This window comes from Asticcacaulis sp. DW145 (assembly GCF_037101385.1).
Classification (GTDB): Bacteria; Pseudomonadota; Alphaproteobacteria; order Caulobacterales; family Caulobacteraceae; genus Asticcacaulis; species Asticcacaulis currens.
The window spans coordinates 532315-556005 of record NZ_AP029025.1 but is presented as its reverse complement, the minus strand read 5'-3'; the positions used below and the strand labels follow the sequence as shown (position 1 = coordinate 556005).

22 protein-coding genes are annotated in these 23691 nt (G+C 62.6%); 6 read left to right on the top strand and 16 right to left on the bottom strand.

What is annotated here, in order from left to right; genetic code table 11:
- Positions 1–152 precede the first annotated feature (152 nt).
- The 6 genes from radA to AACH73_RS13740 all read left to right on the top strand — a co-directional run bounded on the left by radA (position 153) and on the right by AACH73_RS13740 (position 6856).
- Positions 153–1526, top strand: coding sequence for a DNA repair protein RadA (gene radA, locus AACH73_RS13765; RefSeq protein ID WP_338736313.1), 1374 nt, complete (start codon positions 153–155; stop codon positions 1524–1526).
- Between the two features lie 214 nt (positions 1527–1740).
- On the top strand, positions 1741–2238 hold the full coding sequence (locus AACH73_RS13760) for a CvpA family protein (RefSeq protein ID WP_338736312.1): 498 nt from the start codon (positions 1741–1743) through the stop codon (positions 2236–2238).
- 116 nt (positions 2239–2354) lie between these two features.
- On the top strand, positions 2355–3851 hold the full coding sequence (gene purF, locus AACH73_RS13755; protein ID WP_272741661.1) for an amidophosphoribosyltransferase: 1497 nt from the start codon (positions 2355–2357) through the stop codon (positions 3849–3851).
- 19 nt (positions 3852–3870) lie between these two features.
- Positions 3871–4608 carry an SDR family NAD(P)-dependent oxidoreductase gene (locus AACH73_RS13750; RefSeq protein WP_272741660.1) on the top strand — a complete coding sequence of 246 codons (738 nt, stop codon included), beginning with the start codon at positions 3871–3873 and terminating at the stop codon, positions 4606–4608.
- A gap of 71 nt (positions 4609–4679) precedes the next feature.
- Positions 4680–6023, top strand: coding sequence for an aminotransferase class III-fold pyridoxal phosphate-dependent enzyme (locus AACH73_RS13745; protein ID WP_338736311.1), 1344 nt, complete (start codon positions 4680–4682; stop codon positions 6021–6023).
- The gene (locus AACH73_RS13740; RefSeq protein WP_338736310.1) at positions 6020–6856 is read left to right on the top strand and encodes a PhzF family phenazine biosynthesis protein; all 837 of its coding nucleotides are present in this window, start codon (positions 6020–6022) and stop codon (positions 6854–6856) included. Before AACH73_RS13745 ends, AACH73_RS13740 begins: the two co-directional genes overlap by 4 nt.
- 11 nt (positions 6857–6867) lie before the next feature.
- Here the strand turns inward: AACH73_RS13740 and AACH73_RS13735 are convergent, their stop codons facing one another.
- The 16 genes from AACH73_RS13735 to AACH73_RS13660 all read right to left on the bottom strand — a co-directional run bounded on the left by AACH73_RS13735 (position 6868) and on the right by AACH73_RS13660 (position 23685).
- The gene (locus AACH73_RS13735; protein ID WP_338736309.1) at positions 6868–7269 is read right to left on the bottom strand and encodes a DUF6334 family protein; all 402 of its coding nucleotides are present in this window, start codon (positions 7267–7269) and stop codon (positions 6868–6870) included.
- Positions 7270–7272: 3 nt separating this feature from the next.
- A complete protein-coding gene (gene der, locus AACH73_RS13730; protein ID WP_338736308.1) occupies positions 7273–8892 on the bottom strand; it encodes a ribosome biogenesis GTPase Der in 1620 nt (539 codons plus the stop codon).
- A gap of 92 nt (positions 8893–8984) precedes the next feature.
- On the bottom strand, positions 8985–10400 hold the full coding sequence (locus tag AACH73_RS13725; RefSeq protein WP_338736307.1) for a PQQ-binding-like beta-propeller repeat protein: 1416 nt from the start codon (positions 10398–10400) through the stop codon (positions 8985–8987).
- A gap of 40 nt (positions 10401–10440) precedes the next feature.
- A complete protein-coding gene (locus AACH73_RS13720) occupies positions 10441–11172 on the bottom strand; it encodes a tetratricopeptide repeat protein (RefSeq protein WP_272741655.1) in 732 nt (243 codons plus the stop codon).
- Between the two features lie 188 nt (positions 11173–11360).
- Positions 11361–12182: a 3-methyl-2-oxobutanoate hydroxymethyltransferase gene (gene panB / locus AACH73_RS13715; RefSeq protein ID WP_272741654.1), complete on the bottom strand. Its 822-nt coding sequence runs from the start codon at positions 12180–12182 to the stop codon at positions 11361–11363.
- A gap of 162 nt (positions 12183–12344) precedes the next feature.
- The gene (locus tag AACH73_RS13710) at positions 12345–12770 is read right to left on the bottom strand and encodes a hypothetical protein (RefSeq protein WP_338736306.1); all 426 of its coding nucleotides are present in this window, start codon (positions 12768–12770) and stop codon (positions 12345–12347) included.
- Between the two features lie 4 nt (positions 12771–12774).
- Positions 12775–13362, bottom strand: coding sequence for an RNA polymerase sigma factor (locus tag AACH73_RS13705; protein ID WP_338736305.1), 588 nt, complete (start codon positions 13360–13362; stop codon positions 12775–12777).
- 28 nt (positions 13363–13390) lie between these two features.
- Entirely contained in the window at positions 13391–13786 is a 396-nt protein-coding gene (locus tag AACH73_RS13700; protein WP_126423662.1) for a DUF6249 domain-containing protein, read from the bottom strand.
- A 101-nt stretch (positions 13787–13887) separates the two neighbouring features.
- Positions 13888–15774 carry an FUSC family protein gene (locus tag AACH73_RS13695; RefSeq protein WP_338736304.1) on the bottom strand — a complete coding sequence of 629 codons (1887 nt, stop codon included), beginning with the start codon at positions 15772–15774 and terminating at the stop codon, positions 13888–13890.
- A 30-nt stretch (positions 15775–15804) separates the two neighbouring features.
- Positions 15805–16152, bottom strand: coding sequence for an ArsC family reductase (locus AACH73_RS13690; protein ID WP_338736303.1), 348 nt, complete (start codon positions 16150–16152; stop codon positions 15805–15807).
- 227 nt (positions 16153–16379) lie between these two features.
- Complete coding sequence (locus AACH73_RS13685) at positions 16380–17075, bottom strand: hypothetical protein (protein ID WP_338736302.1); 696 nt, start codon at positions 17073–17075, stop codon at positions 16380–16382.
- Between the two features lie 15 nt (positions 17076–17090).
- Positions 17091–18401: a nitrate/sulfonate/bicarbonate ABC transporter ATP-binding protein gene (locus tag AACH73_RS13680; protein ID WP_338736301.1), complete on the bottom strand. Its 1311-nt coding sequence runs from the start codon at positions 18399–18401 to the stop codon at positions 17091–17093.
- A 22-nt stretch (positions 18402–18423) separates the two neighbouring features.
- The gene (locus AACH73_RS13675) at positions 18424–20181 is read right to left on the bottom strand and encodes an ABC transporter permease subunit (protein WP_338736300.1); all 1758 of its coding nucleotides are present in this window, start codon (positions 20179–20181) and stop codon (positions 18424–18426) included.
- Positions 20182–20410: 229 nt separating this feature from the next.
- On the bottom strand, positions 20411–21961 hold the full coding sequence (guaA, locus tag AACH73_RS13670) for a glutamine-hydrolyzing GMP synthase (RefSeq protein WP_126423652.1): 1551 nt from the start codon (positions 21959–21961) through the stop codon (positions 20411–20413).
- Between the two features lie 35 nt (positions 21962–21996).
- Positions 21997–23286 carry an RsmB/NOP family class I SAM-dependent RNA methyltransferase gene (locus AACH73_RS13665; RefSeq protein ID WP_338736299.1) on the bottom strand — a complete coding sequence of 430 codons (1290 nt, stop codon included), beginning with the start codon at positions 23284–23286 and terminating at the stop codon, positions 21997–21999.
- 9 nt (positions 23287–23295) lie between these two features.
- Positions 23296–23685: an MAPEG family protein gene (locus AACH73_RS13660; protein WP_338736298.1), complete on the bottom strand. Its 390-nt coding sequence runs from the start codon at positions 23683–23685 to the stop codon at positions 23296–23298.
- Between the last annotated feature and the right edge of the window lie 6 nt (positions 23686–23691).

The following is a 23691-nucleotide window of genomic DNA, read 5'->3' as shown; positions in this document are numbered from 1 at the left end:
TTTAAACTTCAGTTTGCCCGCCACACGCTGAGACTATCTGTGTGCTTCTGTGGAGAGCAATTCCGCGCGCAAAAGTTCGCAATTTGTTCTGTATTTTTGCAGCCGTTCAGGCTATCGGTTGCGCAGCATAAACCCCGTTGCGCGAGCGAATCATGTCCAAGGCTCAGGCCGTCTTTGTCTGTCAGTCCTGCGGGATGACCCATACCAAATGGGCGGGTCAGTGTTCGGGGTGTCTGAGCTGGAACACTCTGGTGCAGGAGAGCTTTTCCGCGCCGCCGGGCAGTCTGAAACCGGAAACCTCGCCCTCGAAAATATCAAGGCTTTCAAAGCTGAACTTTGAAACTCTTGATGCGCCCGACGAGGCGCCTCAGCGCATGGTGACGGGCATCGAGGAGTTCGACCGGGTGTGCGGCGGCGGCATTGTGCCGGGTTCGGCCATCCTGCTGGCCGGTGATCCCGGCGTCGGCAAATCGACCCTGTTGTTGCAGGTCACCGCCCATGCGGCGCTGCGCGGCCTGAAGGTCGCTTATATTTCGGGCGAAGAGGCTGTTGAGCAGGTGCGCGGGCGCGCCTCTCGCATGGGGGTCAGCAAGGCCCCTGTCGATCTGGCCGCTGAAACCTCGCTACGCACCATTCTCGATGCGCTGAAACGCGACACCTACGACCTCGTCATCATCGATTCCATCCAGACCCTGTGGTCGGACGCCATCGACGCAGCGCAGGGTTCGGTATCGCAGGTGCGGGCCTGCGCCGGGGAACTGGTGCGGCTGGCCAAAAAGAACCGCATCGCCATGATTCTTGTCGGCCATGTCACCAAGGAAGGCCAGATTGCCGGGCCGCGCGTCGTCGAGCACATGGTCGATGCCGTATTGTCGTTTGAGGGTGAACGCGGCTATCCGTTCCGCATCTTGCGCGGCTCCAAAAACCGCTTCGGGGCGACCGATGAGATCGGCGTGTTTGAAATGGGCGATGGCGGTTTGCGCGAAGTGCCCAACCCCTCCGCCCTGTTCCTCGGCGACAATGACGAGCGCTCATCGGGTTCGGCGGTGTTCGCGGGTATCGAAGGTTCGCGCCCGGTGCTGGTCGAAATTCAGGCGCTGGTCGCCCCGTCGGCATTAGGCACGCCGCGCCGCGCCGTAGTGGGGTGGGATTCCGGGCGGCTGGCCATGATTCTGGCCGTTTTGGAATCGCGCTGCGGGTTGGGCTTCGGTGGTAAGGACGTCTATCTTAATGTGGCCGGCGGGCTGAAGATCAACGAACCCGCCGCTGATTTGGCCGCCGCCATGGCGCTGGTCTCGGCCCTGCTCGATCAGCCCCTGCCCAAGGCCTCGGTCATCTTCGGGGAAATCAGCCTGTCGGGCGAGGTGCGCGGCGTGTCGCGCATGGAAGCACGCATGAAAGAGGCGCTGAAACTCGGCTTTTCCAACGCCATCGCCCCTGTCGCCGCTCAGGACAATGCGCCGTTCGAGGTCAAGACCTACTCGCATCTGGTCAATGCCATGAGCGCCTTCGACCTCCAAAGTTAGAGCCTTCGTCGGCTCAGTTGAGCCGCCGCATGGCTCTAATTTTTTGTAACGCCTCATGTATTTCCGAAAAGCGGTGTCCACTTTTGGCTTCGCCGAACTTCGTTTCGGCATGAGGTTTAAATCAGGGCTATCGCTTTTTTATAAAAAAGGCCAGAATGGTTAATACACACCCATAACGCCGGTATGGGTCTAAAGCCATTGTGAGGGGACGCACATGCAGGGCTACGATCTGATTTTTCTGGGCATATTGCTGTTTTCCTGCCTGTCGGGCTTTACACGCGGCGCGACGCGCGAAATCGTCGGCACGGCCTCCTTCATTCTGGCTATACTGATCGCCATCTGGCTGTCGCCGTGGCTGCAATCGACCTTCCATCTGGGCGAGATGTTCGCGCTGGTGGTCATCATCGTGGTGTTCATCGCGGCCTATTTCGGTATCCGGGCGCTCGGTAATTCACTGTCGGAAAAGGTCAATCAGCAGCAGATGATGGGCTATGCCGACCGCACTCTGGGCGTGGCCTTCGGCGTGCTGCGCGCTTTGGCCATTCTGGGCTTTATCCATTTGCTTTTTTCGGTCGTACTGCCTAAAGGAAAGCCCGACTGGTTCACCGAAGCCAAGGTCTATCCCTTGAGCGTTCAGTGCGCCAAGGCCATCGTGTCGGTCGCGCCTTCGTGGGCGAAATATGCCGACAGCGTGGCCTCGCCCGACCAATAGGCCGATATGGGACTGCGGGATTTCACCGGGGCTTCCATTTCTCCTTATACCGACTATATGGAGGCGGCCCCTCCCCTGTCTCGCGTCAGGCCTTCACCGGCCCAAAAGGTATCACTATGCTGACCTCGCCCTCGGAACTGTCGGATAGCTTCGTTTCGCGCGATCCCGACGACGACAGCCTGCGCCTTGAATGTGGCGTGTTCGGCATTTACGGCATGGAGGACGCTTCGGCGGTCACCGCGCTTGGCCTGCACGCCCTGCAACACCGCGGACAGGAGGCCTGCGGTATCGCCTCGTGCGACGGCCGCCGTTTCTACACCGAACGCTCGCACGGTCTGGTCAGCGACGTCTTCACCGATGCCGACCTGATCAAGCGTCTGCAGGGCCACGCCTCCATCGGGCATACGCGCTATTCTACCGCCGGCGGTTCGCATCTGCGCAATGTGCAGCCCATGTTCGCCGATCTCGATTCGGGCGGCATCGCCATCGCCCACAACGGCAACCTGACCAACTTCATGTTCCTGCGCACCAAGCTGGTGGCCGAAGGCGCGATCTTCCAGTCCACCTCGGACTCTGAGGTCATACTGCACCTGATCGCGCGCTCGCGCAGCATCAAGATCATCGACCGCTTCATCGACACCCTGCGCGATATCGAAGGCGGCTATGCGCTGGTCGCCATTACGCGCAAGGGCATGATCGGCGCGCGCGATCCGCTCGGTATCCGCCCGCTGGTGATCGGAAAGCTGGGCCACGCCTATGTGCTGGCTTCGGAAACCTGCGCGCTGGACATGATCGGCGCCGTCTTTGTGCGCGATGTCGAGCACGGCGAAGTGGTGCAGATCGACGAGGACGGCCTCAAATCCTTCAAGCCGTTCGAGCGCAAAGCCGCCCGCCCCTGCCTGTTTGAATACGTCTATTTCGCGCGACCGGATTCGGTTGTGAATGGCAAGTCGATCTACGAGGTGCGTAAAGCGATGGGCCGACAACTGGCCATCGAGCACCCTGCCGATGCCGATATCGTAGTGCCGGTGCCGGACTCCGGCGTCCCGGCGTCGCTGGGCTTTTCTGAGGAATCGGGTCTGCCGTTCGAACTCGGCATTATCCGCAACCACTATGTCGGGCGCACCTTCATCCAGCCGACCCAGAACATCCGCGATCTGGGGGTGCGCAAGAAGCATTCGCCCAACCGCGTGGTGCTGGAAGGCAAGAAGGTCATACTGATCGATGATTCCATCGTGCGCGGCACCACCTCGGTGAAGATCGTGCGCATGGTGCGCGCCGCCGGGGCCAAGGAGGTCCACCTGCGTTCGGCCTCGCCCCCCATCCTGTGGCCCGACTATTACGGCATCGACATGCCGGATCGTGCCAAGCTGCTGGCGGCGCAACATTCCATTGAGGAAATGCGCCAGATGCTGGAATGCGATAGCCTGGGCTTCCTCTCGGTCGATGGCCTGTACAAGGCGATGGGCCATGACGGCCGCAATAACGATCAGCCGCAATATACCGATCACTACTTCACCGGCGACTATCCGACCCGTCTGACGGATAAAGACATCGCCGCCGAGGCCGAAGCCAGCGGTCAGCAACTGTCGCTTCTGGCCAACACCCACTAAAAATATAAAGGACAGGGCGATGACCGATACCCTTTTGCAGGGGCGTATCGCCCTGATCACCGGTGCGTCGCGCGGCATTGGCCGGGCGACGGCGCTGGGACTGGCGCGGGCTGGGGCGCATGTGATCGCCTGCGCCCGCACGACCGGCGCGCTCGAAGATCTGGACGATCAGATCTTTGCCGAAACCGGCCGCCATGCCACCCTGATCCCGTTTGATCTCGCCGATGGGGCGGCGCTGGAACGGATCGGCGGGGCGGTCTATGAGCGCTTTAAAAAGCTCGACATCTTCATCCATGCGGCCGCGACTCTGGGCTCACTGACGCCGGTTTCGCACTATGAGCCCAAGGATTTCAACCGCGTCATCACGCTGAACCTCAACGCCACCTATCGCCTGATCCGTCAGCTTGAACCGGTGATGAAGCTGTCGGAGGCCGCACGCGCTATCTTCGTCTCGTCGGGCGCGGCCTCAAATCCGCGCGCCTTCTGGGGGGCCTATGCCGCTTCAAAAGCCGGTATGGAGGCGCTGGTGCGCACCTGGGCCGACGAGATGGAAGTGACCCCCATTCGCTGCGCGCTGGTCAATCCGGGAGCCATGCGGACGCGGATGCGCGCCGAGGCGTTTCCGGGCGAAGACCCCGAAACCCTGCCCCTGCCCGAAGAGATCATCCCGCTGATGGTCGAGCTGTCACGCGCCGACCGCGTGCCGACGCTGGAGACGATCCAGTTTCGGGAATGGGCTCATTCCGGACACGCATAACCTGCGAAGATTTTTCCAGAAAAAACAAGGTTTACGGTTCACTTTCTGGCGCAATTCCGTCTAATAGAGTCATGACCCAGGCCTTGCTCAATACCGACCTCTCCTTTCCCAAACCCGCCAGCGCCGCGCTTCTGGACGAACTCGGCCAGTACGTTATCGCTGAGCCCTATCCGTTCGTCGTCGATCTGGAAGCGTCGCGCGGCATGGAACTGGCGACCGTCGATGGCGACCGTATAACCGACTGGTGCGGCCTCTACGGCTCGCGCCTGATCGGCTATAACCACCCGCGTCTCTATGCGCCCGACTATATGCGGCGGCTGGTGGTGGCGGCCAATACCAAGATGGCCAATCCGGACTTTCTGACGCGCGAATGTCTCGACTATTACCGTCTGCTGCACGCCCTGCGCCCCAAATGTATGCGCGGTGAGCGCGTCGAGGTCTATGCCGTCAATTCCGGCGCCGAAGCGGTTGAGAATATGATGAAATACCTCATCAATCTCCACCACAAGAAGATGCAGGCACAGGGCAAGACGGTCCTCAACCACCGCTTCATCTATTTTGAACAGGCCTTCCACGGGCGCACCGTCTACGCGCTCAATATCACCAAGCTGTCGAACGACCCCATCGCCACCCGCGACTACCAGGGCCTGATTCAGGGCAATCTTCAGGTGCCCTTCCCTGAGTATGACAGCCGCCGCCGCGAGGCCGACAATCAGCGCGAAGTCGATAAGTGTCTGGCGACGCTCGACTATCTGATGTCTACCTATCGCGATGAAATCGCCGGAGTCATTCTTGAGCCGCTTCAGGGGGCCGGTGGGCATCGTCTGGCTCTGCCGCGCTTCTATCAGGAGCTGTCGCGCCTGTGCCACCACCACGGCATAAGCTGGGGGCTGGACGAGGTGCAAACCTCCGGCGGACAAACGGGCGAGGTCTTCTCCATCGACCTGTTCGACGTCCCCCACCCGCCGCAGGCCGTCGCCACGGCCAAGAAGTTCGGCAATGGCGTCGTCTATATGCTCAATTCGATGGAAGATATCGGGGTCCTCGACTCGACCTGGGGCGGCACCTTGTCCGACATGGTGCGCTTTTGCGAGGAATGGCAGATCGTCGAGGACGAAGGGCTGTTGCAAAGCGTCGAAAGCAAGGGCGCGCGCCTGTTTGGCGGGCTGAACAGCCTCGTTGAAAAATACCCCGACACACTCGGCAATGTGCGCGGACTGGGCCTCTATCAGGGCTTCAGCCTGCTCTATGCCCCGAACAAGGGGCGGCTGATCGACATGGCGCTGGAGCAGGAAAAGCTGCTGCTGCTGGGGGCCGGCACCGACTCGATCCGCTTCCGGCCACCTCTGGACGTGACGGAGGCCGAGATCGACGACCTGATCCGCAAGCTGGGCAGACTGCTGGGGCAATTATGAGCGAACGCCGTTTCCAGCTTGTCGATGTCTTTCATTCGGGGCCGTTCAGCGGCAATCCGGTGGCCGTGGTGCTCGACGCTGAGGGCCTGACGACCAAAGACATGCAGCGTATCACGCGCTGGTTCAACCTGTCGGAAACGACCTTCCTGCTGCCGCCGGAGACGCCCGGAGCCGATTACCGCGTGCGTATCTTTACGCTGGACCGTGAACTGCCCTTTGCCGGTCATCCGACGCTGGGTTCGGCCCATGCGTGGCGTCTGGCCGCCGGTTCGGACAAGACCGAGGTGGTGCAGCAATGCGCGGTCGGTCTGGTCCGGGTGCGCTTTGACGGCGACCGTCCGGCCTTTGCCGCGCCGCCGCTGGTGCGCAAGGGCCCGGTTGATGCGGCCAAACGGTCCGAAATTGTCGAGGTGCTGCGTATAGAGCCGGACGACATCCTCAGCGCCGAATGGGCCGATAACGGGCCCGGCTGGATGCTGGTGCAACTGGCCTCCGCCGACGCCGTGCTGGCCGTCGATCCGTTGCGTTATCTGGATCGCCGCATTGAAATCGGTCTGGTCGGGGCGCATCCGGCGGGGCACGAGACGGCGTTTGAAATCCGCGCCCTGTTCAGCGACGCCTCAGGCGGCATTATCGAAGACCCGGTGACGGGTTCGCTCAATGCCTCGATCGCCCAGTGCCTGCTGGCCGATGGTCGCGCCACCGCGCCCTATGTCGCGGCTCAGGGGACAAAGCTGGGCCGCGCCGGGCGCGTCCATGTGTCAGAAGCCGACGGCGATATCTGGATCGGCGGCGAGACGCGCACGCTGTTCAGCGGCACAGGCAGTTTTTGAGGGCCACAGCTTCAAAGTAAGGGTGACAGCCTCAAAATACCTATCACCGAGCCTTCTCCGATGAAGCCTATCGCCGGCGTCAGAGCTTCTCCAGGCTGACCTGATTTGGAAAAACCAATCAGGAACAGATCGTTATATCCCAGATAGTTTTCTGCAAACCACGCCCAGCCAAATTCCTGACCTATGCAGAAGTCCAGAGCGGGCACAGGGTGGCATTGAGATGACGACTCAAGTGCGGTCGTTTCGAGGATCAATTGATCCGTATCTGCATCAACGCTCATGGATAAGCCCACACCGTCACAGGCGAAGACTATGCGATCAGGTCGAGCATCCGGTACGGACTGATCATCAAAGTATCCATAAATGGCCTGAATACGTCGCCCCTGAAAGACTTCCCAATCAAGGCGACGCATGACTTACCGCTTGCCCTTGCCCGCGGGCTTGCTGCGGCCACCGGGGGCGGCGGCACCGGGCTTGGTCGAAGGCCCAAGGCTGCGCGAGGTGCGCGCCTTGACCACCACCTTGGGCGTCGCAGGCATGCTTTTGGTTGAGCTAACGCTTCGCTCTTTGAGCTCTTTTGGCTTCTGCTTGACACGGTTGGGGTGAGCCGGCTTTTCGCCCGGCTTGATCTTCGGCTTGGCGCGCACACGCGGCGGGCCGCTGGTGTCCTTGCTGCCGCCTTCATCGAAGGGATTGACACCGGAATTGGCCTTGACGCTCAGGCGAATAGGCACGCCCGGCATATCAAAAGATTCGCGCAAGCTATTGATAAGATAGCGTTGATAGTGGGCCGGCATGGCATAGGCGCGGCTGGCGAACAGCACGAAGGTGGGCGGGCGCCCCTTGGTCTGCGCCATATATTTCGGCTTGATGCGCTTGCCGTCCACGGCGGGGGGCGGGTGACGCTGGATGGCCAGTTTCAGCCAATCATTGAGGTCGCGCGTCTTCACCTTGGCCGACCAGTTGCGATAGGCCTTCAGCACGGCGGGCATCAGCCGGTCGAGCCCGCGCCCGTTCAGCGCCGAAAGGGCCACAAACGGGGCCCCGCGCAGTTGCGGCAACATGCGCTCGGCGATCTCGCTCAGTTCGTGCAGGCGCGCCTGCGGTTCTTCGACCGTATCCCATTTGGAGATGACATAGATCAGGGCGCGGCCTTCGCGTTCGACCAGATCGGCGATCTGAAGGTCCTGCGTTTCAAAGGCGTTTTCCTGATCCATGACCAGGATCACCACCTCGGCGAAGGTGATGGCGCGGATGGTGTCGGCGGTCGAGAGCTTTTCCAGCTTTTCCTGCACGCGCGCCTTGCGCCGCAGACCCGCCGTATCGACGAGGCGAATCTTGCGCCCTTCATACTCCCAATCGACCGAAATCGAGTCGCGGGTGATACCCGCCTCCGGCCCGGTCAGCAGGCGGTCTTCGCCCAGCAGGCGGTTGATCAGGGTCGATTTACCGGCATTGGGACGCCCGATAATGGCGATGCGGACGGGCTTGGTGTCCTCATCCTCGTCTTCGCCCTCATCGGCGATGAAATCGCCTTCGATCAGTTGGCGGTACTTTTCCAGCGCCTCATAAAGCTCGGAAATCCCCTCCCCGTGCTCCGCCGACAGGTGCAGCGGCGCGCCGAGACCCAGAACGTGCGCCTCTTCGGCCCCGGCAAAACCGGCGTGGCCCTCGGCCTTATTGGCGATCAGGATGACCGGCTTGTCCTTGAAGCGCAGAATGTCGGCAAAGATGCGATCGAGCGGCACCACGCCTTCGCGGGCGTCCATGACGAACAGGGCGACGTCGCATTCCTCGATGGCCTTTTCGGTCTGCTGGCGCATCCGCGCTTCCAGAGAGGTGTCAGCCACGTCTTCGAAACCGGCGGTGTCGATAAGGTCGAGATCAATGTCGCCGATATGGCCCGAAGCGTAGCGGCGGTCGCGCGTCACGCCGGGCTGGTCATCGACAATGGCCAGCTTTTTACCCGCAAGACGGTTGAACAGGGTGGATTTGCCGACGTTCGGACGGCCGACAATGGCGATTTTTAAGGTCATGAGGGGGTTATTACAGGAGATACCGTGTAAAAAAAAGAAAAGATGCAGGAGGCTCGCCTCCTGCATCCGAATGTTCCTAGCGGTGGGATCGCTTAGTGGACGGCGATCAGCTTTGCCTTGTCGGTCAGAACGAACAGCTTGTCCCCCACCACGATGGGGGCCAGATAGGCCGCATCACCCAGTTTCAGCGTCTCCTTGCGCGCGCCGGTCTTGGGGTCGAAGGCGACCATTTCGCCTTCGGAATTGACCATGATCAGGCGGTTGGAGGCCAGGATGGGACCGGTCCACACGGGCAGGTTCTTGACCTTTTTCGCGCTGCCCAGACCGAAGAAGGTCTTTTTGGTCTTGGTGCGGCCCTGATTAAGATCGACCAGCCAATAGACCTGACCCGAAGCGGCATTGGCCGCCATCAGCTCGCTTTGCAGCGTCGAGAGATAGACGGCATCGCCCGCCACCCAAGGGGCATTGGTCGAATCGGCATTGACCGACCAGCGCCGCTGACCCGACTTGGCATCCAGCGCCGAAAAGACGCCCGAATGGCTGGCGGCATAGACGAGGTTGTTCGCCACCAGCGGACGGCCGGAAATGTCGCGGATTTCCGAAAGGGCGTTGGTGCGTGTCGATTGCGCCAGGGTCTGGGTCCACACCTGCTGACCGCTATTGGCATCGAGGCCGACCAGTTCGCCCGATGAAAACGGCGCGATAAACAGGTTTTCATAGATGGCCGGCGAGGTGGTGCGCAGGATGCGCGCCGGTTCCACCAGCGCCTGATAGGTCCAGGCGGGTTCACCCGTCTCTTTGTTCAGCGCGATCATTTGGTTATCGACGTCGCTGAAGACCACGACATTGCCGTTCACCGCCGGGGCGGCACGCAGCGGGCTGTCGAACGTCTTGGTCCACAGGACTTCGCCCGTAGAGGCGTTGACGGCGGCGGCCAGACGGAAGCCGGAAGTCACATAGAGCTTGCCGCCCGAAACGGCGAGACCGCCGCCAAAGGCGTCCTTGTCGCGGCGGATGTCCGGATTGAGGTCACGCGTCCACAGCTCATTGCCGCTATTTACGTCGAAGGCCCGGATGCGCGCTTCGCCGTCCATGGCATAGATCACCTTGCCATCCGATACCGGCGAGGCGACGACCTGAGCCGTGCGCGACGAGCCCGTACCCACCGATTTCGACCAGGCGATTTTGAACTGCTCCGCCGCAGCCGCATGTTCGACCGTCGTGGTCGGGCCGCTGGCAAAAGGCCAGTCGGCGACCGGTTGCGGCGACGGCAGGTAAAAGTCCTTACCCGCCAGGCGCTCGGACGGCTGCACCTTTTGCTCGAAGGCGACGATGGAGATGCGTTCGCCCTGCGTCGCGACCTCTTTCGGCTCTTCCTTCTTGAGCGGGTTGATCTTCTGGATGGTCGAGCAGCCCGAAAGCCCCGCGCCCAGCACCAGCGCCATAGCCGTGGCGGTCAGGATACGACCGGTTTGGTGGCCGTTATGGTGGGAAGTCTTTGCCGTCATCAGGGCTTTCTCATCAAGGCGGGTTAGTCGGGTGGGTAGGTTACTGTTGCGGCAGGTTGAGCGGTGCCGCCATCTGCGGCTGCGCCTTTACTTCGGGCAGCTTGATCGCCTGACGTGCCACTTCGGCCCCGCCGGAGTCGATCAGGGCCACCGCCATCTGGGCGCGCTGCTTGAGCGGGTCAGACGCATCGAGCGAGAAGGCCAGCGCCTGAAGATCGCCACGCGCGCCCTGAAGGTCGCCCTTCTGGATCTTGGCCATGGCCAGCGCTTCCTTGGCCAGCGCCGCATAGGGACGCCCTTCCTTGGTCAGCGGCGTCAGGCGCTTTTCAACGTCGTCAAACGACGCCTTGTCCATGATCAGGAAGGTAGCCTTCAGCGTCGCCAGATCGGCAATCAAGGGGTCCGAAGAGGTCTTCGACGCCTCTTCCAGCAGCTTGACGGCTTCGTCGGTCTTGTTGTCCTCAACGGCCAGCCCGGCCAGTTGCGACAGGGCCAGGGCCTTATAACCCGGCGCGCCTGCGTCCACGACCTTTTGCAGGGCCGTCCTGGCTGCGCCCTTATCATTCTTGGTCAGGGCGTCCTGAGCGACAACATAGGATTCGGATGCCTTGCTGATGCGCCCGGCTTCCCACGACGTATAGCCCCAGAAGCCCAGAGCCCCGATCAGCGCCACGGCCAGTGCGCCACCAACCCAGGGGGCGCTCTTTTTTGCGATGGCGGCCCAACGGTCCTGACGCAGACCTTCTTCGGCTTCCTCGAAAATATCGCTCACGTTTATTCCTTGTCTCAGAACACACTGACGGGACCGCCGCACGGCGGTCACCCGTAAATCTGGCGCGAACCTAGCCGCAACAGGCCGGATGCGCAATCACCATTAGAACATGCCCCGAAAAAGTGGAAACCGGTTTTTCTTACAGGGCATGTGACCCCAGAAGATGACGCCCCATCAGGGTTGTCATTCTACTTCGCAAAATATGTCTCTTGTGGGGCCGGAAAGTCGCGGCTTCTGACATCTTTGGCGTAGGCCGCAGCCGCCTCCCCGATGGTTTCGCGTAAGGCAGCGTAGCGGCGCACGAATTTTGGCGACCAGTCGAACTGACCCAGCATGTCATCGACGACCAGTATCTGCCCGTCACAGGCCGCCGAGGCTCCGATGCCGATGGTGGGGGCCTTTACCGCCGCGGTGATTTCCCCGGCCAGATCGGCGGCCACGCCCTCGATCACGATGGCAAAGGCCCCGGCCGCGTCGGTATCGCGGGCCTCCTGAAGGACCTTTTCGCGCTCTTCGGGGGTGCGGCCCTTGGCGCGGAAACCGCCATCGACATTGACCGCCTGCGGGCGCAGACCGATATGGCCCATAACCGGGATGCCGCGCTGCGTCAGATAGGCGATGGTGCGGGCGACCGTCGGGCCGCTTTCAACCTTGACCGCCTGTGCGCCGGTTTCTTTCAGCAGGCGCGCGGCATTGTCAAAAGCCACTTCCGGATCGCCCTCATAGGAGCCGAACGGCATATCGACGACGACGAAGGCGCGTCTGGCCCCGCGCATCACCGCCTGACCGTGCAGGATCATCATGTCCATCGTCACGCCCAGCGTATTGGGCAGGCCGTGCACCACCATGCCGACGCTGTCGCCGACCAGCAGGATATCGCAGTGATCGTCAAGAATTTCCGCCATCGGCGCGTCATAGGCAGTCAGGCTGACCAGGGGCGTACCGCCCTTGCGCGCATAGATTTCCGGCGCGGTCAGGCGCTTGACGGGGGATGGGGTATGGCTGCTCACCTTGAAGGCACCTTTCGCTCAGCCGGACGAATGACCGGCAGGGAGTGGCCTAGAGCATTCGTCGGCTCAGTTCGGTCGCCGAATGTTCTAGGTTTTTGTTCGGGCGCGCAATTTTTCCGAAAAGCGCCAAGAAGCTTTTATGGCACTTTATCGGATTGCGCTCTATATCCCCTCTTCACGCATGTTGACGAGGTACAGGCCGACAATGCTCATACATAGCGAAAAGCTGATCCAAAAAAAGAGGGGCGATTGCGCGAAGGCCAAATAATCCGTGGACTTGCTTAAGGTCAGCGCCAGCCCGTTGGCCAAATTTTCCAACAGTTCACGCCCGAAACCGAGTCCGGCTTCGAAGGTGGCATCCGGCGCCGCCGCCGGTCGCGTGGCGGCCTGCGCCGTGGGCGACAGGCCGGGGATGCGCACGATCTGGGTCAGGGCGTAAAGCCCGCCCAGCAGACCCGCCAGAGCGATCAGGCCCTGACGCAGCCAGTTTTTCGCGCCCAGGCGGCGCATTACCCGCGCCTGAAACGCCGGTTCGTCGTCGAAGCGCATCGGCGTCTGGAACAGATGGTAAAGGTCTTCATCCTTCATGACATCACCTCTCGATAGCGACCGGCACGGCCTCAGCCATGTCCAGCATCGCCCTCAGTTGCGTCAGTCCGCGTTTGATATGGCTCTTGACCGTCCCCAGCGGCAGGCCCGTCTCGTTCGAGACCTCCTGATGGCTGAGGCCGCCGGAAATATTCAGCGTCACGCACAGGCGTTCCGCCGGCCGCAGCCGCGACAAGGCCCCGTCCAGATCGCGCGCCGCCCCCTCGCCTTGCCCGGACCTGTGCAGGTCGGGCGGGGACTCATAGGGGGTCACGTCCTCGACCAGAAGGTATTTCTGCGTCGTCTTGACCTTACGCAGGTAACGCCGGGCGGCGATCATCTTCAGCCAGTTGAGAAACGGCCCATCGGCCCGGTACTCGGTCAGGCGCTCATAGGCCGTGATAAAGGCCTCCTGCGCCATGTCGTCGGCATCGGCCCCCTGCGCCCCCATGCGCCGCAGGTGTGTGCGCAGGGCGGCTGAGTGTCGCCTGACCAGTTCACCGAAGGCGTCGGACGCGCCCAGCACCGCCTGAGCGATCAGGTCATGATCGCTCAGATGTCGGTAACCGGCAGCGGTGGAAGGGGCGGACATGGCGGGTCTATCCTGAAAGCGTTACGGTTCAGGACTTCTTCTGATTGTTCAGACCGACAATGCCCATGATCAGCAGGGCGACGCCGATAAAGCCCGGAATGGCCGCAATGCCGGACAGGGTCTCAAACGTGTAGTCATTGCCGACATAGTCCATGACCACCAGACCCAGCGCCACGGCCATCAGGATCAGACCGGAGCGAATATCGTTGACCGGCGTTTTCATCTTGCCGATCGTTGCTCCGGATTTTTGCAGGCTGTCCAGATACTCCGGCGGCAGGGGTTGCCCCTTTTCGATGGCCATTCGGATGGTTTTCTGCACTTCCGCCCGGTCCTTGGCGCGGAAGTACATAACGATGCCCACGATAAAAATAGGCATCAGGATAGAGATGATGGGGATGAGAAGTGCCGCTTCGAAACCGTGCATGTTACGATCTCCCTTGAGAAAGTGTCAGGCGAAAATCCGCCTCTGTAGGATAAGAGGCGCAGACAGGGCCGTTTGGATGCACGCAACGGAATTAAATAAAATTAATCCGCGGCATGGCTGAAGACAAAGAGCGGCGTGGCGGCCTCCAGCCCGTCAATCGTATTGTCCAGCGCCCGCTGCACCGCCGCGTCCGCCAGTCTCAGACGCCGCAACTCCGCCACCGTCTCGGCGGTGTGGTCGGCAAAGCCTTCGAGGCGGTGCAGAACCAGAGTCGCCCCCTCGCGCGTCGCCTGATCGGCAGCCAACCTTTGCAGCCGGGTGACGGCGTGGCCCAGATTGAGCGCGGCCAGAATGCCGTCGGGGGCCGCCTGCCCCAGCTTACCCGCCCGCCCCAAATGCAGCATCAGGCGCAATATCTGACGCGATGTGTGCGGCCGCCACTGAGACGCCGGGAGCGGGCCCTGACGACGGATCATGGCCTCCAGATCGCGGCGGATACGGCTGGCGGCATCCGCCGCGTGATTGACCGCCTGTGGCGGATAGAGGGTGAAACCCGCGCAAACCAGGGCGACCCCGCTGAGAAAGGCCAGCGACGAGACCAGCGCGTGGTCTATGGGAATGGCGGCCGCCCCGGCCTGACTGGTCAGCAGAAAGCCCATATTGGCGTGGACCGCCCAGGGCGTCGTTTTGACGCTGACCTGCGCCAGCGCGCCCAGCACAAAGACAGGAATCAGCGAGACGAGCACAGCCCCCGGCCCATGCAGATAAGGCTGAAGGCTCAGGCGATAGAGGAGGGCCGCGACGACGCCGCAGGCCATGCCTTGCAGGAGTTGCACACCCGTGACCTGCGGACGGGGCATCTGCCCCAGCACCATCGAGAAGATGCACACCCCCATGGCGGTCAGTTCGGCCAGAGGCCATTTCACGGCCCAGGCCAGTCCGACGGCCATCAGGGTCGCGCCCCCGGCCACCCCGCCGGCGCGGAAGGCCATGCTGCGGTCGCGATTGGGGGCCAGATAGACCGCCTTGTCGCCGAAAGAGGCCGCATCGGCCCTAGACGAGACGGCGAACAGGCGGCGTTCGGCCTCGGCCTGCTGCGTCAGCGCGTCGAGAAGACGATCGGCTTCGGGGATGAGCTGTGTTCCGGGCAGGGCCGCCAGCCACGCCGGGTCGTTCAGATGCCGGGGCAGGTCCGCGGGCAGGGTATCGCCGCGACGCAGCCGCGCCCTGACCGCCCGCCCCGCCGCCATGACAGCCAGTGTGGCGGCGATCAGCGCGTCAAGGTGCCGCAGGCGGCGATAGCCCTCGACCGATCCGGCGGAAATCAGAATGGCGGCGTTTTCCACATCGCTGATCTCGGCCAGAATACGCCGCTCGGTCTCGGGGCTATCGGGCAGGTCGGGGGCTTCAATAGCCTTGGCGGCGAAGCCCTGCGCCTCCTGCGAAATCAGACGCAGGCGGCGATACAGTTCCTCACGCGGCGAGACGGGCGTAAAGAAGCCGGTCACCACCGTCACCACTGCCACGCCGATCAGGGTGCAGACGACGCGCGCCTGCGCCACCTCGCTGGCGGCCTGCGGCGTCAGCAGCGACGGCAGGACAACAATCGCGGCCGTCATGCCCGCCATCAGCGCCCCGTAGCCGTGCACGCCGCGCAAGATGTGCGTCAGCCCGGCATTGACCCCCACCCATAGGGCCAGAAACACGATCCCCGCCCCCGGCCCCGCCGCCAGCCAGAGGATGACGAACCCTGCCCCGGCCCCGATCAGCGTCCCCAGCACGCGGAAAAAGGCGCGCTCCAGCAACAGACCGCGCGACGGCTGCGACACCACCCAGACCGGCATGGCCGCCCAGTAGGCGTGTTCGACGTGCAGGAGGGCCGCAATGGCAAAAGCCAACCACGCCGCGAAGGCCAGACGCAGGGCCTGAAAGACACCGCCGCGGTCGATTTCGAGCCAGCGCCACACACGCCTGAGCCTTGGGGTCATAGGGCGCTTCCCTCGCTGGCCATGGCCGTCCTATTCAAACAGGCCGGCATAAAGGTCCGGTTTGAACCCGACCGTGATCGTCCCGTCCCTGTCGAGCACGGGGCGCTTGATCATCGACGGATTGGACAGCATCAGGCGGATGGCCTTAGCCTCATCTATGTCGGCCTTATCGGCCTCCGGCAAGGCCTTGAAGGTCGTGCCCGCCTTGTTGAGCAGGACGCTCCATCCGACGTTGGAAGACCAGTCCTTCAGATGCGCCTCGTCAATGCCGGAGACCTTATAGTCGTGGAAGGTGTAGGCCTGGCCCTGCCCTTCCAGCCACACCCGCGCCTTCTTCACCGTGTCGCAGTTTTTGATGCCGTAGAGGGTCAAGGCCATAGAGGAACTCCTGTATCTTAAGCGATATGTCGAAAAGCGTGAGCGGCTTTCGACAAAAATATATCGACCAAACAAATATTTAGAACCATTCGGCGGCGCAACTGAGCCGACGAACGCTCTGAACAATCGGCGCAGGCCATCGGCCTGTCCGGAATCATAGAGCCTGATCTGGCGGAAGCGGATCGGCGCTGTCAATTCCGGCGTGAAGAGGATGTGTCGCTGGTTGATTAATGGCGAACCGTCAGCCCCAGACTGATGGCGCGCGGGCTCAGACCGTCCACGCGGTTCCCCACAACAACATCCAGATCATAGGGTCCGTTCCCCGGGGTCCAGCGCACGGCCACTTGCGCGCCCGGCTTGCCCCGGTCGCGGCCAAAGGTTTCCGCCATCAGACCGAGCGTATCGGTGACGCTGGCATATATCTGCGCGCCATAGGTCAGGGCGTGCGGATGCGCAGACTGGCGCGTATAGGCCCAGCCCGTATTGAGGTTGATCTGTAGGCGGTCCGTGGCATTGAAGGTCACGGGCAGGTTGAGACTGGCGGCTTCCAGTTGCCCCGAACGTCCGCTCCATGTGCCGCCCACGGCGACCGCGAGGCCGGGGACAGGGCGGCCGGACGCAGGGGCGCGCAGGTTCAGTTTCACGGCCGGGCCGAACAGCACATCGTCCCTGCCGTCCCGAATCGCCTGAACCGTGCCGCCCATTTCCAGCCGGGGCCAGACCTTGCGGGTGCAGGCCGGGGAGAGGTTGAGATACCCCCGGCGGTCATCATAGCGCGTGGCCCAGGATTCCACATGGCAGACGCCCGGCGTTTCCACGCCAGAGTCATCCACCACATGCGAACCCGCCGCAGCCTTCGCCCGCTGTGGCGAAGTCACCAGCACCGCCAGACAGAGGAGCGCGTAACCGAGAACCTTTTTCATAGCGACGCCCTCCTCTTACACCACGTCCTCAAGGCTGAAGCGGTCGGCCTTTTCGTCATAGTCGAAGGCCTCGGCGTAACGGCCCCACTGAACCACTGAACGCAGGGTCTGCTGCGCAAAGGTTTCGGACATGTGGGTCTGCAACTGGTCGCGCACGCGCCGCGCACTCAGCCCGGCCTCGCCGCCGGTTTCGAGCGCGTGGCGGATATGGGTCGCCAGCGGCACATGGGTCAGAAGCTGCTCGCGGAACAGGTGCTTGCGTCCATCGACATCGGCTTCAACAAAAGCCTGACCGGCGGGCAGCAGCAGCAGATCGCCGCCTTCCAGCTCGGCAAAGCGCAAAAGTTGCAGCACTTCGGCAATGGGGAAGAGTTCATCGGCTTCGTACTGAAGCTCCGCCGCCAGCGCCGGCAGGTCCGCCTTGCCGTCATAGGCCGATCCGGCCAGCGCCTCCATCAGACCGGCCAGAATATTGGTCGAGACGCGCGGCAGGACCATGGCCATGCCCATGCCCGCAAACAGGCCTTCCTGCACCGGAGCCTTGGGCGTGCGCGTGGTCATGCGGCGGTAGATGTCTTCGACCAGCGCGCGAAAGGCCGGGTCCAGACGGTCGCGCGGTTGCGGCAGATCGACGGTGATTTCGGCCACCACCCGCCCCGGATTGGAGGAAAAGACGAGGATGCGGTCGCACATCAGCACCGCCTCCTCGATATTGTGCGTGACGATCAGGATCGACTTGAGCGGCGTGCGCCCTTCGTACCACAGGTCGAGCAGATCGGTGCGCAGGGTTTCCGCCGTCAGCACGTCGAGCGCCGAAAAGGGCTCATCCATCAAAAGGATATCCGGATCGACGACCAGAGCCCGCGCCAGACCGACGCGCTGACGCATCCCGCCCGACAGCTCCTTGGGGTAGGCGTTTTCAAAGCCGTCGAGCCCGATCAGGTCGATGGCTTTCAGGGCGCGTTCGCGGCGGATGGCCGGAGCCACGCCCTGCGCCTCAAGGCCGACCTCGACGTTTTGCAGCACGCTCAGCCACGGGAACAGGGCGAAGCTCTGAAACACCATGCCGACATTGGCCTGCCCGTCCGGCGCAGAGGGGAAGCGGACCGTGCCTTCGCTGGGCTCGATCAGGCCCGCTACGGTGCGCAGCAGGGTCGATTTGCCAGAGCCTGAGCGCCCCAGAAGGCCGACGATCTCATTGGCATTCAGGGTCAGATCGACCTTGTCCAGCACGGTGTGGCCCGTGGATTTGCCCTTTTCATAGACGTGCGACACCTGACGCAGTTCGACCAGAGGGCAAGCGGGGGTGAATTGGGTGTGGGTCATGGGAAAGCTCCAACACATAAAATCAGTTCAGACGCAGGCGGCGTTCGGCGAAGACGTAGAGGCGGCGCCACACGATGCGATTAAAGGCGATGACGAACAGGCTCATCACGGCGATGCCCAGCACCACGCGGGGATAGTCGGCCGCCGCGGTGGCGCGGGCGATATAGGCCCCAAGGCCCGCCGCTTCGAGGTGGGTATGGCCCCAGTCCACGGCTTCGGCCACGATGCTGGCGTTCCACGACCCGCCCGAAGCCGTCAGGGCACCGGTCACATAGTAGGGAAACACCGCCGGCAGGGCGATCTGACGCCACCATTGCCAGCCCCGGATGCGGAACATCTGCGCCACCTCCTTCATGTCACCCGGAATGGCGCTGGCCCCGGCAATGACGTTGAAGAGGATGTACCACTGCGTCCCCAGCACCATCAGCGGCGACAGCCACAGATTGGCATTGAGGTGCAGGCCGACGATCAGCATGACCGCAAAGGGGAACAGCACATTGGCCGGAAAGGCTGCCAGAAACTGCGCCAGAGGCTGAAGCCGCTCGGCCCACACCGGGTGCAAACCGATCCACACACCCACCGGCACCCAGATCAGACTGGCCAGCGCGATCAGCACCACCACCCGCAACAAAGTCAGGCTGCCCAGACCAAAGGCCGTGCCTATATCGCTGAGGCTCAGATGCGCGGCCACATAATGCCCCAGAGTCCACAGGGCGAACAGACAGGCGACGCCCAACGCACCGGCCCACAGGAGATCAGCTACGGGCGATGCCTTGCGCGGGGTCGGGCGGCGGATGCGGCGCGGTGCGGCGGCGGGCCAGCGGGCTTCCCACCACACAAAGGGTTGCCGCAGGGCCTGCCCCAGCCGCTCCAGACCGCGCGAGCGCCGCAGAAGGTCCAGTACCCACGAGCGCGGGGCCTGACCCGACGCCGTTTGCTCGAAGCGGAAGCGATCCGCCCAGGCCACCACCGGCCGGAACAAGAGCTGGTCGTAGAGCAGGATAACCAGCCCCATGGCGAACACGCCCCAGCCGACGGCGCGGAAGTCCGCCCGGTCGATCGCCAGAGCCAGCCACGAACCGATCCCCGGAAGGGTCAGGTGTGTATCGCCCACCGTGATGGCTTCTGAGGCCACGACGAAGAACCACCCGCCCGACATCGACATCATGATGTTCCACACCAGCCCCGGCATGGCGTAGGGCAGTTCCAGCCGGATAAAGCGCCGCCAGGGCGAAAAACCGAACTGGCGGCTGACCTCATCAAGGTCCGTCGGCAGGGTGGTCAGCGACTGATAGACGCTGAAGGCCATGTTCCACGCCTGACTGGTGAAGATGGCGAAGATGGCGGCGGCTTCGGCCCCTAACTGATTGCCCGGAAACAGGCCCATAAACAGGGTCACTGTAAAGGTCAGAAAGCCCAGAACCGGGACGGACTGAAGGATATCGAGCGCCGGAATGATCAGAAGGGCTGCCCGGCGGCTCTTGGCCGCCAGAGTGGCCACGGTGAAGGTGAAGACCAGCGACGCCGCCAGCGCCGCAAACATGCGTAGCGTCGAGCGCAGAGCATATTCAGGCAGTTGCGCCAGGTCGAGCGTCACCGGTGCGGAACGCAGTTGGGAGAGCGGCTGATCCATGGCGGACGCGCCATGAAAGACCAGCACCGCAGCGCCGGCCAGCAGCAGGAAGGCGGCGAGATCGGGAAAGGACACACCATAACGATCGGTGCGGGACGCACGCACGAGCGGGCGCGCGCCCTGACTATCTTCGAAAAAGAAGACCATCGGCTTACCTTTGATACTGAGGCCGCAAAGGCCGGTATCGGTAAGCCCGAAACCCGTTTACCCGATGCGCGGTCCTTGCGGCAATGTGGATCGACTACTGTCGTCGGGCATGGGTTTAGGTTCCTGATAAGCCTGTTCCAAAGGGTAGGATAACCCCGTGAAACAAGAATGCGCGCGGCCATTAGGCCCGCGCGCAATCGTTGTCAAACGGTAATTTGCAGAACGGGACTTATTCCCACTCGATCGTGCCGGGAGGCTTGGAGGTTACGTCGTAAACGACGCGGTTGACCCCCCTCACCTCGTTGACGATGCGCGTGGCGCAGCGGCCCAGCACGGGCCACGGGAACTCATAGAAGTCTGCCGTCATGCCGTCGGATGAGGTGACGGCGCGCAGGGCCAATACGTCCTCATAGGTGCGCGCATCGCCCATGACACCCACGGTTTTCACCGGCAGCAGCACGGCAAAGGCCTGCCAGATATCATCATACAGACCCGCCTTGCGGATTTCATCGAGATAGATGGCGTCGGCGTCCTGAAGCGTCTTTACCTTTTCCGGGGTCACTTCGCCGGGGATACGGATGGCCAGACCCGGTCCGGGGAAGGGATGGCGGCCGACAAAGGCTTCGCTGAGGCCCAGTTCGCGGCCCAAAGCGCGCACCTCATCCTTAAAGAGTTCGCGTAAGGGTTCGACCAGTTTCAGCTTCATATAGTCGGGCAGACCGCCGACATTGTGGTGGCTCTTGATGACGGTCGAAGGCCCGCCGTGCGGCGAGACGCTTTCGACCACGTCGGGATAAAGCGTGCCCTGAGCGAGGAATTCCGCACCGTCGATCTTGGCTGCCTCTTCGTCGAAGACCTCGATAAACAGACGGCCGATGGTCTTGCGCTTCTGTTCGGGGTCGGACAGCCCTTTGAGCGCCCCCAGAAACTTGTCCTGCGCCTGTACATGGATCAGCGGGATGTTATAGTGATCGCGGAACAGCGACACCACTTGCTCGCCTTCGTTCTTGCGCAACAGACCCGTATCGACAAACACGCAGGTCAGTTGCTCGCCGATGGCTTCGTGGATCAGCACGGCGGCGACCGACGAGTCCACCCCGCCCGACAGGCCGCAAATAACGCGCCCCGATCCGACCTGAGCCCGGATTTTTTCGATCATTTCCTGACGGAAGGCGGCCATGGTCCAGTCGCCCTTTAGCCCCGCGATCTCGAACAGGAAGTTGCGGATCATCTGGGTGCCGCGCACCGTGTGGACCACTTCGGGGTGGAACTGCACGGCATAAAAGCGGCGGGCCTCATCGGCGATGGCGGCAAACGGCGCGCCTTCGGAGACAGCGATAACCTTGAAGCCGTCGGGGATGGCGGTGACACGATCGCCGTGGCTCATCCACACGATTTCCTTGTCACCCGGCTTACCCAGACCGCGGAACAGCGGCGTGTCGGCGGCGATTTCGATCTCGGCGCGGCCAAATTCGCGGTCATGGCCGCTTTCGACCTTGCCGCCCAGAAGGTCGCACATCAGTTGCTCGCCATAGCAGATGCCGAACACCGGCAGGCCCATATCGAACAGGGCCTTGTCGAGGGTCGGACCGGCTTCGACGACGCTGTGCGGCGACCCGGACAGGATCACCGCATTGGGGGCGACGCTTTTGATCGCCTCGGCCGCTTTGGTGAAGGGATGGATTTCGCAATAGACGCCGCATTCGCGCACGCGCCGCGCGATGAGCTGAGTCACTTGCGATCCGAAATCAATAATCAGGACTTTTTCGTGATGCGACATGCGCCTGTTTTCCTATGGTTTTTCGACCAATTGTCTTATGGCTTGCGCCGGTATAGCGAAACGAAGAACCCGTCCGTGTGGCTGGTTCCGGGGCTGAGGCGCAGACGATGGCCCTGCGCAATCTTTTTCAAAGTCTCCGCGCCTTCCGGGGTCACCGCGGCGCTGTCCAGCGCATCGGCGACCGGGCGCGGTGTAAAGTGAGGGTGGTCGGCTTCGAAGCGGTCTGCGGTCAATTCATTCTCGTCCGGCAGGATCGAGCAGGTGGCATAGGCCAAAAGCCCGCCCGGCTTCACCAGACGCGAGGCACGGTGCAGGATGGCGCTTTGCAATTCGTGCAGGCGCGCCACCTCTTTTTCTTCCAGCTTATGCGCGGTTTCGGGCCGGCGACGCCAGACGCCTGAGCCAGAGCACGGCGCATCGACCAGCACCAGATCGGCCTGGGCCTCGAGGTCTTCCATCCCCTCGCCGTCCGGGCCAAGCTGGCGCAACTCCGCCTCCAGACCGGCACGGGTCAGGCGGGGTTTGATATTGTTGAGGCGCGTCTTTTCGACATCCGAGGCGATCAGACGACCCTCACCCTGCATGGCTTGCAGCAGGGCCAGAGTCTTGCCGCCGCCTCCGGCGCAATAATCGACCACCGTCATGCCGGGCCGAGCCCCGGCGAGGAAGCCCGCCAGTTGCGAGCCCTCATCCTGAATCTCGATCGTGCCCTGCCGGAAAGCGGGCAATGCGCGCACATTGGGCGGCGGATCGGCAGGCAGGCGCACGCCAAAGGCCGAAAACGGCGTCGGTTCGGGCCTGTAGCCCAGCATTTCCAGCCCGGCGATCAAGGGGGCACGGTCGCCATTGACGCGCAGGTCGATGGGCGCGCGCGGAAGCATCAGGGCCTCGGCCTCTTTCAGCCAGTGGTCGCCATAGACGCCTTTGAGGCGTTCCACGACAAAGGCCGGCAGGCCGGACTCCAGCCATTCGGGCGCTTCGCCATCCCCCGCCTCCAGTCGCTTGCGCTCCGCAACCGACAGCTTGGGCGGGGCATAGCCTTCGCCGGTGTAGAGGTTGTCGATCTCGGAAAGGCTTACGCCGTCAAGGAAGTGCAGCGCCCCCAGCACCAGTGAACGCCCCGCCGACGAATCCATTGCAAAAGACAAGCGTTCGCGCGCGCGCAGGCACTGATAGACCTTATCGGCAATGGCGCGGCGGTCCTTTGACCCGGCATAGCGGTTGTTGCGGCCCCAGTCCTTCAACACCTCTTCGGCGGGACGGCGCGTCTTGCCCAGAAGGTCGAGAATATCGGAAGCGGCTTGCAGACGGGCGGCGGGGGTCACTCTTTATCCTTACGCAAAACAGGTCCAGACGCACATGCCGATACCGACCAGCGAGAGCAGGTAAAAGGCACTGCGTAGCTTGGTGCCCAGGGCATAGGCCGGGAAATAGGCGACACGCGCCAGCAGATAGATATGGGCCCCTAGCCGCGACACGTCATTCGACTTGCCCGCAAAGGCCAGCGCAATGACGATCACCGCGAAAAACGCGAAGGTCTCCAGATAGTTCTGATAGGCGCGACGCATCCGCCCGGCGGCGGGGCCGACATCAAAGTCTTCGTCACGCGGGCTGGCGTTCCACTGGAAATAGCCCGGTTTGAAGGCGGGCGCGACGGCGGCGATAAGGATCTGAGCCACGCCCCACAGGGCGGCAAAGACCAGAACCTGTAATTCCACCGTCATGCCCGC

Bases quoted from the DNA above. Each gene is read 5' to 3' on its own strand.
- radA (WP_338736313.1), top strand. From the start codon at position 153: ATGTCCAAGGCTCAGGCCGTCTTTGTCTGTCAGTCCTGCGGGATGACC.
- AACH73_RS13760 (WP_338736312.1), top strand. From the start codon at position 1,741: ATGCAGGGCTACGATCTGATTTTTCTGGGCATATTGCTGTTTTCCTGC.
- purF (WP_272741661.1), top strand. From the start codon at position 2,355: ATGCTGACCTCGCCCTCGGAACTGTCGGATAGCTTCGTTTCGCGCGAT.
- AACH73_RS13750 (WP_272741660.1), top strand. From the start codon at position 3,871: ATGACCGATACCCTTTTGCAGGGGCGTATCGCCCTGATCACCGGTGCG.
- AACH73_RS13745 (WP_338736311.1), top strand. From the start codon at position 4,680: ATGACCCAGGCCTTGCTCAATACCGACCTCTCCTTTCCCAAACCCGCC.
- AACH73_RS13740 (WP_338736310.1), top strand. From the start codon at position 6,020: ATGAGCGAACGCCGTTTCCAGCTTGTCGATGTCTTTCATTCGGGGCCG.
- AACH73_RS13735 (WP_338736309.1), bottom strand. From the start codon at position 7,269: ATGCGTCGCCTTGATTGGGAAGTCTTTCAGGGGCGACGTATTCAGGCC.
- der (WP_338736308.1), bottom strand. From the start codon at position 8,892: ATGACCTTAAAAATCGCCATTGTCGGCCGTCCGAACGTCGGCAAATCC.
- AACH73_RS13725 (WP_338736307.1), bottom strand. From the start codon at position 10,400: ATGACGGCAAAGACTTCCCACCATAACGGCCACCAAACCGGTCGTATC.
- AACH73_RS13710 (WP_338736306.1), bottom strand. From the start codon at position 12,770: ATGAAGGATGAAGACCTTTACCATCTGTTCCAGACGCCGATGCGCTTC.
- AACH73_RS13705 (WP_338736305.1), bottom strand. From the start codon at position 13,362: ATGTCCGCCCCTTCCACCGCTGCCGGTTACCGACATCTGAGCGATCAT.
- AACH73_RS13700 (WP_126423662.1), bottom strand. From the start codon at position 13,786: ATGCACGGTTTCGAAGCGGCACTTCTCATCCCCATCATCTCTATCCTG.
- AACH73_RS13695 (WP_338736304.1), bottom strand. From the start codon at position 15,774: ATGACCCCAAGGCTCAGGCGTGTGTGGCGCTGGCTCGAAATCGACCGC.
- AACH73_RS13690 (WP_338736303.1), bottom strand. From the start codon at position 16,152: ATGGCCTTGACCCTCTACGGCATCAAAAACTGCGACACGGTGAAGAAG.
- AACH73_RS13685 (WP_338736302.1), bottom strand. From the start codon at position 17,075: ATGAAAAAGGTTCTCGGTTACGCGCTCCTCTGTCTGGCGGTGCTGGTG.
- AACH73_RS13680 (WP_338736301.1), bottom strand. From the start codon at position 18,401: ATGACCCACACCCAATTCACCCCCGCTTGCCCTCTGGTCGAACTGCGT.
- AACH73_RS13675 (WP_338736300.1), bottom strand. From the start codon at position 20,181: ATGGTCTTCTTTTTCGAAGATAGTCAGGGCGCGCGCCCGCTCGTGCGT.
- guaA (WP_126423652.1), bottom strand. From the start codon at position 21,961: ATGTCGCATCACGAAAAAGTCCTGATTATTGATTTCGGATCGCAAGTG.
- AACH73_RS13660 (WP_338736298.1), bottom strand. From the start codon at position 23,685: ATGACGGTGGAATTACAGGTTCTGGTCTTTGCCGCCCTGTGGGGCGTG.